Raw genomic sequence first — 14454 nt, forward strand, 5'->3', positions numbered from 1 at the left:
GCGGAGCGGGATGGGGGTAGGTGCGCGGCTAACTTTCGAGGAAGTCGGTAGGTCAGCGCCGCACCCCCACCCCGTCTCACTCGCTTCGCTTTGCGAAGCGTGCTCGCCGACCCTCCCCACAAGGGGGAGGGTGAAGTGCGGGCGGTGTCCGGCACCAGCGTTGTCAGGAGTGTTCTTCACACCAGGGATGTTTAGCCGCCCACCCGTGCGTTGCAAGGCTGACACCGCCCTCTATCCACGCTATATGCGCCGCACCAAGCAAGGATGCGGCACGATGACCGGGACGAAACGATCAAGCGAGGGGCTGGATATCAGGCGCCGCAAGCTGTTGTTCCGCTCCTGGCATCGCGGGATGCGCGAGATGGACCTTATCCTCGGTACGTTTGCCGACAACGAGATCGGCGCCTTGACCGGCGATGAAATCGACCAATATGAAAGGCTCCTCGACATCCCCGACACCGAATTCCTGCCCATGGTCACCGGCGAACGCCCGGTTCCCAGGAATATCGACTGTGCCGTCCTGCAAAAGATCCTGGCATCGCGCCGGACCATGACATTTTAAACGTGCAACCATGAGCCTCATTCCCAAAATCGGTCTGCCGAAAGGCCGTGCCGGCCAGTTCATCGTCGACGGCGTTGCCGATGGCTACGAAGCCTTTGCGCTGGTGCAGGCGATCCATGAGATTGCGCCTGACAAACCGGTGCTGTTCGTGGCGCGCGACGGCCAGCGCCTGCCGTCGATCATCGAGGCGCTGACCTTTGCCGCCCCCGGCCTGCCGGTGCTGGAGTTGCCGGCCTGGGATTGCCTGCCCTATGACCGCGTTTCGCCAGGCTCCGATGCCGCCGCCAAGCGGCTCGACGCCCTGACGGCAATGATCGCGCTGGCAAAAAAGCCGCATCGCGCGGTCATCCTGACCACTGCCAATGCGCTGCTGCAGCGCATTCCGCCGGCCGATCTGGTCGAAGCGCAGACTTTCCACGCAAAGCCCGGCAACCAAATCGACATGAACGCGCTGGTGTCCCGGCTGGAGATTTCCGGCTTCGAGCGAGTGCCGACGGTGCGCGGTATCGGCGAATTCGCCGTGCGCGGCGGCATCCTCGACCTCTACGCACCCGGCTGGACGGAAGCACTGCGGCTCGATTTCTTCGGCGACACGCTGGAATCGATCCGCGTCTTCGACGCCGCCACGCAGCGCACCACCGGCCAGCGCAAGTCGATGGCGCTGCAGGCGATGAGTGAAGTGGCGCTGACCCCCGAAACCATCAGCCGCTTCCGCCGCTCCTATATCGAAGCCTTTGGCGCGCCGCAGCGCGACGACGGCCTTTATGCGGCGGTGAGCGAAGGGCGGCGCTTTGCCGGCATGGAGCACTGGCTGCCGCTGTTCTACGAGCGGCTGGAGACAGTGTTTGATTATCTGCCGGATGCGCCTGTCATCTTCGACCATCTGGCGCACGAAGCGCTGGCTGAGCGTCACACGCTAATCCTCGACCACTACGAAGCGCGCCGCAAACAGGCCGACGCCGCGTTGAAGGACGCCGTGCCCTACAAGCCGGTGGCGCCGGACCTGCTCTATCTCTCACCGGAAAACCTCGTGGCGTCGCTCGGACCGCGCGAAGCCATCGACTTCACCGCCTTCGACGCGCCCGATGTCGGGGCCAAGAAGGTCTTCCATGGCGGCTCGCGCCATGGCCGCAGCTTTGCCGAGGAACGGGCTGACCCAAACATCAACGTCTTCGATGTCGTCGTAAAACACATCGCTGACGAGCGCGCGGCGCGCCGCCGGGTCATCGTCGCCGGCTGGACCGAAGGCTCGCTCGACCGGTTGGGCCAGATCCTGGCCGAGCACCATCTCGGCAATCTCGTGCCGGTGGCGACGCTGGCCGAGGCGGAAAAGCTCGAGCCGGGGCAGGCGGTACTCGCCGTGCTGCCGCTGGAATCCGGCTTCGAGACCGAACAGCTGGTCGTCGTCGCCGAGCAGGACATTCTGGGCGACCGGCTGATCCGCCGCTCGAAGCGCAAGAAGCGCGCGTCGGATTTCATCGCCGAGGCCTCGTCGCTGTCGGCCGGCGACATCGTCGTCCACGCCGATCACGGCATTGGCCGCTTCATCGGCCTGCGCACCATCGAGGCGGTCGGCGCGCCGCATGACTGCCTGGAAATCCACTATGCCGGCGACGACCGGCTGTTCCTGCCGGTGGAAAACATCGAGCTTCTGTCGCGCTACGGCTCTGACACAGCCGAGGCGACGCTGGACAAGCTCGGCGGCGGCGCCTGGCAGTCGCGCAAGGCGCGGCTGAAGAAGCGCCTGCTCGACATGGCCGGACAGTTGATCCGCATTGCCGCCGAGCGCCAGATGCGTACCGCGCCGCCTATGGTGCCGGCGGAAGGGCTTTACGGCGAATTCTCGGCGCGCTTTCCCTATGAGGAGACCGACGACCAGCAGGGCGCGATCGATGCCGTCGTGGACGATCTCGGCGCCGGCAAGCCGATGGACCGGCTGATCTGCGGCGATGTCGGCTTCGGCAAGACCGAAGTGGCGTTGCGCGCCGCCTTCATCGCGGCGATGGAAGGGTTCCAGGTCGCGGTCGTGGTGCCGACGACGCTGTTGTCGCGCCAGCATTTCAAGACTTTTTCGCAGCGCTTCTCCGGCCTGCCGATCCGCGTCGGCCAGGCCTCGCGGCTGGTCGGCGCCAAGGAACTGGCGGAAACCAAGAAAGCCATCGCCGAGGGGCAGGTCGACATCGTCATCGGCACCCATGCACTGCTCGGGTCGGCGATCTCGTTCAAGAATCTCGGCCTGCTGATCATCGACGAGGAGCAGCATTTTGGCGTCAAGCACAAGGAACGGCTGAAGGACCTCAAGACCGACGTCCACGTGCTGACGCTGTCGGCGACGCCGATCCCGCGCACGCTGCAGCTTGCCTTGACCGGCGTGCGCGAACTGTCGCTGATCGCCACGCCGCCGGTCGACCGCATGGCGGTGCGCACCTTCATCTCGCCTTTCGACCCGCTGGTCATCCGCGAGACGCTGCTGCGCGAACGCTACCGCGGCGGCCATTCCTTCTATGTCGTTCCGCGCATCAGCGATCTCGCCGAAATCCATGATTTCCTGCGCGAATCCGTCCCCGAGCTGAAGGTGGCGGTGGCCCATGGCCAGATGCCGCCGGGCGAACTCGACGACATCATGAACGCCTTCTATGACGGCCAGTACGACGTGCTGTTGTCGACCACCATCGTCGAATCCGGGCTCGACATTCCGACCGCCAACACGCTGATCATCCATCGCGCCGATATGTTCGGCCTGTCGCAGCTCTACCAGCTGCGCGGCCGCGTCGGCCGTTCCAAGGTGCGGGCATATGCGTTGTTCACGCTGCCGGCCAATCGCAAGCTCACCGACACCGCCGAGCGCCGGCTGAAGGTGCTGCAATCGCTGGACACGCTTGGCGCCGGCTTCCAGCTCGCCAGCCACGACCTCGACATCAGGGGCGCCGGCAATCTACTCGGCGAAGAACAATCCGGACACATCAAGGAGGTCGGCTTTGAGCTCTACCAGCAGATGCTGGAGGAGGCGGTGGCCGAGGTGAAGGATTCCGGTGAGGTGCAGGATGGCGGCTGGTCGCCGCAGATCGCGGTGGGCACGGCGGTCATGATCCCGGAGAGCTATGTGCCGGACCTGCAGCTCAGGCTGGCGCTTTACCGCCGCCTTGGCGATCTCGAAAACACGGAGGAAATCGACGCCTTTGGCGCCGAGCTGATCGATCGTTTCGGTCCGCTGCCGGAGGAAGTGAAACATCTCTTGAAGATTGTCTTCATCAAGGCGCTATGCCGCAGGGCCAATGTCGAAAAGCTGGATGCCGGCCCCAAGGGCGTCGTCATCCATTTCCGCAAGCGCGAGTTTTCCAACCCGGTCGGGCTGGTCAAGTACATCGGCGAACAGGGCTCGCTGGCCAAGATCAGGGCCGACCACAGCGTGGTCTTCATCCGCGACTGGCCGACGGCGGAAAAGCGCCTGGCGGGCTCGGCTGTCGTCATGACGCAGTTGGCGCGGCTGGTGGAGAAGGCCGCCTAGTTGTGGGACTTCGCTTAGCAAAGATCGCTTCTGGGTCTGCGACGATTGGAGCCATTGAAGTATTTTGGCCCAAGGGATCAGTTTGACCCAAGGGATCAGATGGATCCTGCAACTCATCGCTGAACGGGGAAATCCATGAACCCGCAGACCTTCGATGAATACTGGCTCGGTTATCTTGCCGGCCATTCAAAACCTTCGACTCGGTTTGTCCACTATATCGGCCTGTTTTTCGCGCCGCTCGCCGGGATCGCGGCCTCCTTTCTCGTCGTCTGGTGGGCTTTCCTGGTCATCATTCCGTTCTTCTATGTCGCGGCTTTCTCACTCACCCTTTCCTTGAGCACAACAGCAACAAGCCGTTTGCGGATCGGCCGTTATGGAGCGCCATCGCCTTGCTGCGCATGCTTGCACTTGATCTGACAGGTGGGCTCGGTCGCCAGCTCAGGCGATTGGACGAGGTCGCCCGATAGCATGGCGACAGCGGTTGTCGCTCTCTGTTCGGCCATTCTGCTGCTCGGGGCCGGCTTTCATCTCTATTGGGGTTTCGGTGGGCGCCTTGGCGCCGGCGTCGCGCTGCCGCAGCGCGAGGACGGCACTCCCGCCATCAAGGAGATGGCCTTTGGGGCGATGGCGGTGGGGGTGATCCTGGCGGTGGTGCTGCTGCTGGTTCTCGGCTTCACCGGCGCGGTCCGCCTGCCGCTGCCACAACCGTTGCTGAAGGCCGGCATCATCTTGTGGGCGATCATCTTCAGCGCGCGGGCGTTGAGCTGGTCCCGGTATTTCGGGCTGTTCAAGCGGGTCAGGACCACGCGTTTTGCCAGCTACGACAGCTGGTTCTACAGTCCGTCATGTCTGCTGCTGGGGCTGGGCCTTTTCTATCTCGCTTTGTCACAGACGGCAGAGTGAACTGCCAGCCACCCATTCGCCAGCGCTTGAATTCCGGTCTAGAATAGGAAATCGGCTTCGTGTATGGAGCCGCGATCCCCATGTGGGGCGGGAATGGCGGGCAAAAGCCTGCTGGAAAAGGCGTTTGGGTGCAGCGATGACGAAATGGTCGCCGAATTCTTGGAGAGCGAAGCCGATCAAGCAGGTTCCTGCCTATCCGGACCTTGCCGCGCTGAAGAGCACGGAAGCCCAGCTCGCCACCTTTCCGCCGCTGGTTTTTGCAGGTGAGGCGCGCAAGCTGAAGAAGCAACTTGCAGCTGTCGCTGCCGGTGACGCATTCCTTCTGCAGGGCGGCGATTGCGCCGAGAGTTTCGCCGAGCATGGCGCGGACAACATCCGCGACTTCTTCCGCGTCTTCCTGCAGATGTCGGTGGTGCTGACCTTTGCCGGCGCACAGCCGGTGGTGAAGGTCGGCCGTGTTGCCGGCCAGTTCGCCAAGCCGCGCTCGTCCGACAATGAGACCAAGGGCGAAGTGACGCTGCCGAGCTACCGTGGCGACATCATCAATGGCATCGAGTTCGACCCGAAGTCGCGCATTCCCGACCCGGCCCGCCAGGAGATGGCTTACCGCCAGTCGGCGGCGACGCTCAACCTGTTGCGCGCCTTCGCCCAGGGCGGCTATGCCAGCCTAGAGAACGTGCATAGCTGGATGCTGGGTTTCGTCTCCGACAGCCCGCAGGGCGAGAAGTATGGCATGCTCGCCAACCGCATCACCGAGACGATGGACTTCATGAAGGCCGTCGGCATCACCTCGGAGACCAACTACGCGCTGCGCGAGACCGACTTTTACACCAGTCACGAGGCGCTGCTGCTCGGCTATGAAGAGGCGCTGACCCGCGTCGATTCGACCTCCGGCGACTGGTACGCCACGTCGGGCCACATGATCTGGATCGGCGACCGCACCCGACAGCCCGACCATGCGCATGTCGAATATTGCCGCGGCATCAAGAACCCGCTCGGCCTCAAATGCGGCCCGTCGCTGACGACTGACGGCCTGCTGGAGCTCATCGACCTGCTCAATCCGGAGAACGAGCCGGGCCGGCTGACGCTGATCGCCCGCTTCGGCTCCGACAAGGTCGCCGACCATCTGCCGAAGCTGGTGCGCGCGGTGCAGAAGGAAGGCCGCAGCGTCGTGTGGTCGTCCGACCCGATGCACGGCAACACCATCGAGGCAGCCGGCTACAAGACGCGGCCATTCGACCGCATCCTCAAGGAAGTACAGACCTTCTTCGAAGTGCATCGCGCTGAGGGCACGCACCCGGGCGGCATCCATGTCGAGATGACCGGCAAGAACGTCACCGAATGCACCGGCGGCGCCCGCGCCATCACCGCAGAGGAACTGCAGGATCGCTACCACACCCATTGCGACCCGCGCCTCAACGCCGACCAGGCGATCGAGCTGGCGTTCCTGGTGTCCGACCTCTTGAAGAAGACCCATCCGATCCGGCACAAGCAGGCCGTGAACGGCTGAGAGCCTGTTTTCAGAAACTGAAATGATAAGCGCCGGAGAAATCCGGCGCTTTTTCGTTTAGATCAACGCCCGCGTTCCCAGCGCAATCCGTTGAGCCGGGGATCGTTGGCAAAGGCAGTTCTGGAAAACTCGATCCGCTTCTCCGGAAATTCTGAGATGGCCTGGACGCCGAGGGAGCCCAGCCGGATGCGCCATGTGTGCGGCTCCAGCGGCTTGGCCTTGGTAAAGCCGCGGCATGTCAGCAGCGCCACATTGACGCCCTTCGGGTCGCGCGCCGAACGGTAACGGATCGCCTCCAGCCCAGCCTCACGCGCGACATCGGCAATCGCCTGGCTGGCGGCATAGCCGGTCGGATGCGTCCAATGGGCCCGGTCGCGGTCGAGCGGCGGCCGCGTCAGGTCGATGGCATTGTCGGTACGGATCGCGGCGGCGAAGGCGGTGTATTCGGCGGCGTCGTGCGGCCATGGCGTCTCGGGCGAATCGGCGAAGAACAGCAGGCGGTAGAAGGCCATTTCGGCGACCGCCGTCATGATCGTCTCCGCCGCGTAGTAGACCCCCAGAGTGCGGCCGGCGCGGCGGAAGCGCGAGCCGTAGGGATAGATCGAGCCGTAGCGGAAGGGCGTCGCCAGGAGGTAGTGGAGATGCCGGCATTCCATGGGGATTTGCGGCTTGGTCTCCTCGATCAGATCCTCGAGCAGCGCCTGTTCGTCCAGCGTGTCGACGATCTTCAGCGTCGAGACGCGGTGCTGCGCCTCGACCATGCGCCAGTATTTGCCGTCGAGCCGGACGGCTTCAGACGAGAGCGCGTCGGGAGTCCAGATAGGCAATGACATCGACAAGCCCGGTAATGGTGAGGATCTTTTCAAGCGGGCTGCCATCGAAAGCCGTGTTGGCGTTCTTCAGCCATGCCCGGGCTATCGTCTCGTCACCGCCGACAATGGCATCGAGCGAACGGAACAGCCGCACGAACAGCACCGCGAGTTCGAACGGCTTGGTGCCGCGCTCCAGCAGGAATTCCTGCCTGCGCATGCGTGAAACCGTGGCTTCCGAGACGCCGATGATCGACGCAAGCACCCTGGCGGTTATATCCAAGAGTTCGGCGGCGCGCAGCGTGGCCTTGGTCAGAACCGCGTTTTCGGCCGCCGTCGCGGTGAGATCAGGGGCGGCATTGGGTTGTGTAACAGACATGGCCTCTCTCTTTCCATGGAAAATATAGTCCACTGAAATTCATATGGAAAGAGGCGGGATCCGATAAATTTGCCTGTGCCCGGGAATTGGCTGCACGCCGAAGTGTCAGTCTTTCTTGTATAGCAGCCAGTTCTTGCCCGTGCGGCCGGCCATTGTCGAGTGCCGGGTGACGCGGTTGCGCCCGCCAACCTTGGAGCGGTAGAGCGCCCGGTCCGCCTTGGTGTAAAGATCCTCCGGGCTTTCCGCTTCGGAAGCCATGCAGATGCCCATGGAAACGGTCACCGTGCCGTAATTGGCGCCGGTCTGGCTGCTGGTGAACGGCGTCTGTTCGATCAGCACGCGGATGCGTTCGGCGATCTCGTAAGTGGTATCCTCGCTGGCGCCCTCGACGATCAACGCGAATTCCTCCCCGCCGGTGCGGGCAACGAACATGTCTTCACGGATGCTGGTCTGGAAGATTTCAGCGACGATCTGGATGATCTTGTCGCCGACCGGGTGGCCGTAGCGATCGTTGACACCCTTGAAATGGTCGATGTCGGCAAGGATCAGGGCGTTGAACAGGATCCCCTTGTTGGAGGTGTAAATCGCCGTGATTTGCTTGTCGAAGGCGCGGCGGTTCCAGATATGGGTCAAGGGGTCGGTGTCGGCGAGCCGCTTGTACTCCTCAAGCTTCGACTTGACGCTCTCCAGTTCCGCCGTCTTGTCGCTCAGCGTGGTTGCAACCTGCTTGCCGTGGTCGAGGGTCGAGTTGGTGGCCGCCGCCATGGCGCTGGCGACCTTCTGCAGCAGATCCTGCGAAAGCAGGCTGCGGTTGGCGAGGCCACTCGATGTCTCATCGAGGATCTTGCCGTATTTCTCGATATGGCTACGTTCGCTGCGCAGCAGCAAGGCGATGTCCTCGAGTTCCCTGGCCAGCACGTCGCGCGCCTGCTCGACAATGCCGGGACCGTGATGCTGGGCAAAGAAAGCGCGGCCGATGCGGTCGAGATCGTCCTGCGTCGGCTGGTTGCCGAGCGCGACGACGGCCAGGCCGAGTTCGCGATTGGTGCCTTTCAGTGCTTCGTAGAAGATTTCGTAATTGCGCGGCAGGCCAAGCACGCCGAGCTGACGCATGGTCGCCACAACGGCTGTTGCAATGTCGCTGTTTCGGTCGGTCTGGACGGCTGCCGGCTGCATGTTCTGTTCACTCTGCCTCTGGGAACCATCGCAGACCGTGCGAGATGCCGCCGACCGGAGAGTGCCAGCCGTATTTCGGATCATCCTGCGAAAGACACGTCCCCAATCGCGACATTCGCTTGGCAACGACCATAGATGCGCCGGCGCTAAAGTTTCCTTAATGTGCCGCCAGGTAACGCGTCCGTTCTACCGCAGGCTGCAGAAATGGTTTGCAAAGATCCTGAGGTCAGGTCCGAACACGCCCACCCCATGTCGCATTTGCCGGTGCCCGGCTGCGGCAAAACTGAAATCCTCTCGGCCAGCGGCGAAGCCGTGGACGATGGCTGGTGGAGGTAGGGATGAGCAACAACCACAGCGGATCTTGCCTGTGTGGAGCCGTGCGTTTCCAGACGCGAGGGCCGTTGCGCGGCGTCATTTATTGCCACTGTTCGCAGTGCCGCAAGCAGAGCGGGCATTTTTACGCCGCGACCAACGTCGCCGACGGCGACATCACGATAACCGGCGCCGACAACATCAGCTGGTACGAAGCGTCTTCCTTTGCCAAGCGCGGCTTTTGCAAGATCTGCGGCTCGGTGCTGTTCTGGAAGCCGGGTCAGGATGCCTATGTCTCAGTTCTGGCCGGATCGTTCGACAACCCGACCGGGCTCGAAGGCCAATGCCACATCTTTGTCGGCGACAAGGGCGATTACTATACGATCGACGATGGACTGCCGCAGTTCGAGAAGTCGACGCCGACGATCAAGGTTGCGGAGGAGTGATTTTGCGGCGGCTGCCTTATTCCCTTGATCCAGCCATTGCGATATCCCCTGCCGGTGATTCGAAGGGGATGCGGCATGCAGCGGCTGATCGGTGCTTACTTCAATTCTGTGCGAGCCTTTCGCAAGCTCGCCGCCAGCGAAAGGGCATTTCAGCAGGAACTGATGCTGCTGGTGCTGGCGCTGCCGCTCGGCTGGTTCGTCTCGGTCTCGTGGCGCGGCTACGCGCTGTTGATCGGCGCGGTGCTGCTGCTCATCATGGTCGAAGTGCTGAACACCGGCATCGAGGCAGCCTGCGATGCCTTCAGTCGCGAGTTCAACGTCGACATCCAGCTCGCCAAGGACTGCGGCTCGCTGGCGGTGCTGATTTCGGTTATTATCGTCGCCGGCGTCTGGGGAATCGCCCTCATCGAGCGCATCACGGGACTACCGATCTGATCTGAACGCTCCCATATGTTAGTCACCAAAGGAGACTGACGTCGTGGAAGCCAATTTTCTGCTGCTTGAAAGAGCCGGCCTGCCGGAAGACCTGCGCTGGCTGGCGGAAAAATATCCGCGCGAGACATGGCAGGGCCACGCCAACATCCACGGCATGGCAAACATGTGGCTGCAGCGGCACGACATGTTCCGAGAGCTGGGCGGCATGCTCACCAACGGCATTGGCGACTATCGCGAAGGCAGGCTGACGGCGCCGGATTTCGCGCGCTGGTTCGCGCCGCGGCTGAACCACTTTCTCGGCAATCTCGACGGCCACCACAATGTCGAGGACTACCAATATTTCCCGGCTTTCGCCAAGGCGGAGCCGCGCCTGAAGCGCGGCTTCGAAATCCTCGATGCCGACCATCACACCATTCATGAGGGGCTGGAGCGCAACGCCGAGACGGCGAACGCCTTCATCCGCACGCTCGAGGAGAGCGAGGACAGGCAGCGCTTCGCCGCCGACGCCTATGCGGACGAGAACAGCCGGCTGATCGCCATGCTGAAGCGGCATCTGGCCGACGAGGAAGATCTCATCATCCCGCTGATCCTCGATCGCGGCGACCGGGCTCTGGTGGAGGACGACGACTGAACCTTACGATGTGGTTTCGCTGTCGCGGGCGTCCTTGGCGCGCTCCTTGCCGGCGACGGTGCGGGCGATGAGCCAGGCAAGGATGGCGACACCCAGACCTATGGCAAGCGCGATCAGCAGCCGTTCGTGATGGAGCAGTGCCTTGCCTATCATCTGCTCGGCGCCGAGGCCGAAGACGTAGCCGATGCCGCAGAACAAAGCCGCCCAGACCAGCGACGACACCGCGTTGAGGATAACGAAGCGCGCTACCGAAATGCTGGCGAAACCGGCCGCGATGCCGCCGACCAGGCGCAGGCCATAGATGTAGCGGTTGGACAGGACGAATATGTTGGGATGGGACGAGACGAGACGGTAGGCGTGGTTGAAGCCGGGCCTCGCCTTCAGTTTCAGCACCCTGGGATGGTCGGCAAAGCTGCGGCCGAGAATGAAGAAAAACGTGTCGCCGACGAAGGCGCCAATGGCGGCCGTGAGGAAAGCCTTCCAGAGGATGAAGACATGCTGATGGGCGAAGAAGCCGCCGAGGATGGCCGCACTTTCGCCTTCGGCGACACAGCCCATGAAAACCGCGATCAACCCATATTGCTCGATGAGGTGATGGACGATCCCGGTCATTGAGAGGTTTGCCGGCCCGACAGTTTTTCGTCTATGCGGTTCACCTGTTCGGCCAGGCGCGCGATGTCCTCGCGCACGCCGATGATCTGGCTGTGGCGCAGTTCGTCCAGCTTTTCATGCAGAGCCATGATCTCGATCTCGGCCTTGAGGTTGACCTCATAGTCATGCGCGGCGTCGATGCGGTCGCGCGCGGCCTGGCGGTTCTGCGACATCATGATCACCGGCGCCTGCAAGGCGGCGATCATCGACAGCACCAGGTTGAGGAAGATGAAGGGGTAGGGGTCGAACGAGTCTCGCCCGAGCAGCCACCAATTGGCGCCGATCCACAGCACCAGGAAAGCAATGAAGGACAGGATGAACGTCCACGAGCCGCCGATGCGGGCAATGGCATCGGCGATCCGGTCGCCGGCGCCCTGAAGGCCGGTGAGGCTGTCGTCGATATCCTGCGAGATGGGCTTGCGGTCGACAGTGCTCTGCAACACCCGCCGCTCGAGCTCGCTGAGGGTTTCAGGCGTTCGCCTCAACCAGCGGTTGGCAAGTTCTGGCACGGTCTTGTGCATGGATGTCTCCATAGGAAAAGCGTCGGCTTGGCAGCCTTGTTTGCATATAGGAAGATGGCGTTTCGTCAAAAGCGCGGCGCGAGGATGCAGGATGCCCGATTTCGCGAAGATTCGCGCCCGTGCTGCAAAACGCAAAGGCGGCGACGCGGTGCTGACGTCGCTGCTCGGGCCGGCGTCTGACAATGCTGCTGTTGCCGACATTACGGACGATCGCATCCTGTCGACGATGGCCGAGCGGGTGTTTGCCGCCGGCTTCGTCTGGCGCGTCATCGAACAGAAATGGCCGGGCTTCGAGGAAGCCTTTCTCCATTTCGAGCCGAAACGGCTGTTGTTTCAACCTGATGACTTCTGGCACGACCTGACGGCTGATCAACGCATTGTGCGCAACCCGCAGAAGATCAAATCCGTCCGCGACAACGCCGCCTTCGTTGAGCGTGTGTCGAAGGAACATGGCGGTTTCGGCAAATTCCTCGCGGAGTGGCCTGACGACGACCAGGTCGGGCTGATGGCGTATCTCGGCAAGCATGGCAGCCGGCTTGGCGGCAACACCGGCCAGTATTTCCTGCGCTGGCTGGGCTGGGACGCATTTGTCATCTCAGCCTATATGGGGGCGGCACTGCGCGACGCCGGCCTCGACATCGCCGAAAGTCCGACGTCGAAGAGGGATCTCGACAAGATTCAGGCGCAGATCAACAAATGGGCGAAGGAAACCGGCCTGCCGCGCCGGCACATTTCGCGCATTCTGGCGATGTCGATCGGAGAGAACCATTCGCCGCAATCGCTGCGCGAATATATGGGCGACGACTGATCACCGAATTGGTCCAAACGAACGCCATTGCCCGGGCAAATTTGCCGCGCTAAACCGCACAGATGACCCAGAAGACCGCACCCGATATTCTGCGCATCGCCGTTGCCCAGCTCAACCCGACGGTCGGCGATGTCGCCGGCAACCTTGCCAAGGCGCGCGAGGCGAGGGCGGATGCCGCCCGCCAGGGCGCCGACATCGTGCTCTACACCGAGCTTTTCCTTGCCGGTTATCCGCCGGAGGACCTGGTGCTGAAGCCGGCCTTCCTCAAGGTTTGCGAGAAGGCCGCTCAGGATTTCGCCGCGGATACCTCCGATGGCGGGCCGGGCGTCATCATCGGCACGCCGCTGAAGCGCAAGAGCGGCACCCACAATTCGATCATCGTCGCCGATGGCGGCAAGATCCTCGCCGAGCGCTACAAGCTCGATTTGCCAAACTATGGCGAGTTCGACGAGAAGCGCGTCTTTCAGGCCGGCCCCGAGGCTCAGGGACCCGTCAATTTCCGCGGTGTGCGCATCGGAATTCCGATCTGCGAGGACATCTGGGGCGACGTCGGCATCTGTGAAACCCTGGCCGAGAGCGGCGCGGAAATCCTGCTGGTGCCGAACGGCTCGCCCTACTACCGCGCCAAGATGGACGTGCGCCATCAGGTCGTTATCCGCCAGGTCATCGAGACCGGTTTGCCGATGATCTATGCCAATCAGATCGGCGGCCAGGATGAGCTGATCTTCGACGGCGCCTCTTTTGCCATCGGCGCCGACAAGACGCTCGCCTTCCAGATGAGCCAGTTCGAGGAAACTGTCGACGTCACCACCTGGAAGCGCAACCGCGTCGCCGCAGGCGCGCAAAACGCAGAAGAGTTCGACGGCTGGGTCTGCTCGGAAGGGCCGATGTCGAAAATCCCCGAGCGCGAGGAGGCGGACTACCGCGCCTGCATGCTCGGCCTGCGCGACTACGTCAACAAGAACGGCTTCAAGAACGTCGTGCTGGGTCTCTCCGGCGGCATCGATTCGGCGATCTGCGCCGCATTGGCCGTCGATGCGCTCGGCGAGGAGCGGCTGCGGGCGGTGATGATGCCCTACCGCTATACCTCGGAGGATTCGCTGAAGGATGCCGAGGATTGCGCCCGTGCGCTTGGCTGCCGCTATGACGTCGTGCCGATCTTCGAACCGGTCGAGGGTTTTCTGCATACGCTGACGCAGCTTTTCGAGGGCACCAAGGAAGGCATTACCGAGGAAAATTTGCAGAGCCGCGCGCGCGGCACGATCCTGATGGCGATCTCCAACAAGTTCGGCTCGATGGTCGTCACCACGGGCAACAAGAGCGAGATGTCGGTGGGCTACGCCACGCTTTATGGCGACATGAATGGCGGCTTCAACCCGATAAAAGACCTCTACAAGATGCAGGTCTATGCGCTGTCGCGCTGGCGCAACAGCCATGTGCCGCCGGGCGCGCTCGGTCCCTCAGGCGAGGTGATCCCCAGGAATATCATCGACAAGGCGCCGTCGGCGGAATTGCGCGAGAACCAGACCGACCAGGATTCGCTGCCGCCCTATCCGGTGCTGGACGACATTCTGGAATGCCTGGTCGAGAACGAGATGGGCGTCGACGACATCGTCGCGCGCGGCCATGACCGGGCGACGGTGACGCGCGTCGAACATTTGCTCTACATTGCCGAATACAAACGCCGGCAAGCGGCGCCGGGCGTGAAGATCACCCGGAAGAATTTTGGCCGCGACCGCCGCTATCCCATCACCAACCGTTTCAGGGATCGCGGCTAAACATCGATCAAATTGATGAACCTTG

Annotated in this window: 15 protein-coding genes; 10 read left to right on the forward strand and 5 right to left on the reverse strand. The window is 62.6% G+C overall.

Going from position 1 to position 14454, the window contains the following annotated elements:
- The first annotated feature begins 274 nt into the window (after nucleotides 1-274).
- The 5 genes from NKH22_RS01780 to NKH22_RS01800 all read left to right on the forward strand — a co-directional run bounded on the left by NKH22_RS01780 (nucleotide 275) and on the right by NKH22_RS01800 (nucleotide 6483).
- On the forward strand, nucleotides 275-562 hold the full coding sequence (locus tag NKH22_RS01780; RefSeq protein WP_023681561.1) for an FAD assembly factor SdhE: 288 nt from the start codon (nucleotides 275-277) through the stop codon (nucleotides 560-562).
- 10 nt (nucleotides 563-572) lie between these two features.
- Nucleotides 573-4070 (forward strand): transcription-repair coupling factor, encoded by a 3498-nt coding sequence (gene mfd, locus NKH22_RS01785; protein ID WP_352908854.1) that lies wholly within the window; start codon nucleotides 573-575, stop codon nucleotides 4068-4070.
- A gap of 135 nt (nucleotides 4071-4205) precedes the next feature.
- Nucleotides 4206-4487, forward strand: a complete 282-nt coding sequence (locus NKH22_RS01790) for an Mpo1-like protein (protein WP_352908856.1) — start codon at nucleotides 4206-4208, stop codon at nucleotides 4485-4487.
- Between the two features lie 51 nt (nucleotides 4488-4538).
- Nucleotides 4539-4973 carry a DUF3995 domain-containing protein gene (locus NKH22_RS01795; RefSeq protein ID WP_352908858.1) on the forward strand — a complete coding sequence of 145 codons (435 nt, stop codon included), beginning with the start codon at nucleotides 4539-4541 and terminating at the stop codon, nucleotides 4971-4973.
- Nucleotides 4974-5109: 136 nt separating this feature from the next.
- The gene (locus NKH22_RS01800) at nucleotides 5110-6483 is read left to right on the forward strand and encodes a class II 3-deoxy-7-phosphoheptulonate synthase (RefSeq protein ID WP_023729843.1); all 1374 of its coding nucleotides are present in this window, start codon (nucleotides 5110-5112) and stop codon (nucleotides 6481-6483) included.
- A gap of 62 nt (nucleotides 6484-6545) precedes the next feature.
- Here the strand turns inward: NKH22_RS01800 and NKH22_RS01805 are convergent, their stop codons facing one another.
- From NKH22_RS01805 to NKH22_RS01815, 3 genes are all read right to left on the reverse strand, one after another.
- Complete coding sequence (locus tag NKH22_RS01805; RefSeq protein ID WP_023729842.1) at nucleotides 6546-7316, reverse strand: RES family NAD+ phosphorylase; 771 nt, start codon at nucleotides 7314-7316, stop codon at nucleotides 6546-6548.
- The gene (locus tag NKH22_RS01810) at nucleotides 7276-7671 is read right to left on the reverse strand and encodes an MbcA/ParS/Xre antitoxin family protein (RefSeq protein ID WP_023667557.1); all 396 of its coding nucleotides are present in this window, start codon (nucleotides 7669-7671) and stop codon (nucleotides 7276-7278) included. Before NKH22_RS01810 ends, NKH22_RS01805 begins: the two co-directional genes overlap by 41 nt.
- A 105-nt stretch (nucleotides 7672-7776) precedes the next feature.
- Complete coding sequence (locus NKH22_RS01815; RefSeq protein ID WP_023681555.1) at nucleotides 7777-8847, reverse strand: GGDEF domain-containing protein; 1071 nt, start codon at nucleotides 8845-8847, stop codon at nucleotides 7777-7779.
- Between the two features lie 338 nt (nucleotides 8848-9185).
- Between NKH22_RS01815 and NKH22_RS01820 the strand changes: the two genes are divergently transcribed.
- The 3 genes from NKH22_RS01820 (at nucleotide 9186) to NKH22_RS01830 (ending at nucleotide 10671) form a co-directional block, all read left to right on the forward strand.
- Nucleotides 9186-9605, forward strand: coding sequence for a GFA family protein (locus NKH22_RS01820; RefSeq protein WP_352908859.1), 420 nt, complete (start codon nucleotides 9186-9188; stop codon nucleotides 9603-9605).
- Nucleotides 9606-9680: 75 nt separating this feature from the next.
- Complete coding sequence (locus tag NKH22_RS01825; protein ID WP_023681553.1) at nucleotides 9681-10040, forward strand: diacylglycerol kinase; 360 nt, start codon at nucleotides 9681-9683, stop codon at nucleotides 10038-10040.
- Nucleotides 10041-10083: 43 nt separating this feature from the next.
- Nucleotides 10084-10671 carry a hemerythrin domain-containing protein gene (locus tag NKH22_RS01830; protein WP_023667553.1) on the forward strand — a complete coding sequence of 196 codons (588 nt, stop codon included), beginning with the start codon at nucleotides 10084-10086 and terminating at the stop codon, nucleotides 10669-10671.
- 3 nt (nucleotides 10672-10674) lie between these two features.
- Here the strand turns inward: NKH22_RS01830 and NKH22_RS01835 are convergent, their stop codons facing one another.
- Nucleotides 10675-11283, reverse strand: coding sequence for a DedA family protein (locus tag NKH22_RS01835; RefSeq protein WP_023729841.1), 609 nt, complete (start codon nucleotides 11281-11283; stop codon nucleotides 10675-10677).
- Nucleotides 11280-11843: a DUF1003 domain-containing protein gene (locus NKH22_RS01840; RefSeq protein ID WP_023729840.1), complete on the reverse strand. Its 564-nt coding sequence runs from the start codon at nucleotides 11841-11843 to the stop codon at nucleotides 11280-11282. Before NKH22_RS01840 ends, NKH22_RS01835 begins: the two co-directional genes overlap by 4 nt.
- Nucleotides 11844-11934: 91 nt before the next feature.
- On the opposite strand from NKH22_RS01840, the gene NKH22_RS01845 reads away from it, so the two are divergent.
- Entirely contained in the window at nucleotides 11935-12651 is a 717-nt protein-coding gene (locus NKH22_RS01845; protein ID WP_352908861.1) for a DNA-3-methyladenine glycosylase I, read from the forward strand.
- A 62-nt stretch (nucleotides 12652-12713) separates the two neighbouring features.
- Nucleotides 12714-14429: an NAD+ synthase gene (locus NKH22_RS01850; protein ID WP_352908862.1), complete on the forward strand. Its 1716-nt coding sequence runs from the start codon at nucleotides 12714-12716 to the stop codon at nucleotides 14427-14429.
- Nucleotides 14430-14454 lie beyond the last annotated feature (25 nt).

This window comes from Mesorhizobium sp. M1252, from assembly GCF_040318265.1.
Classification (GTDB): Bacteria; Pseudomonadota; Alphaproteobacteria; order Rhizobiales; family Rhizobiaceae; genus Mesorhizobium.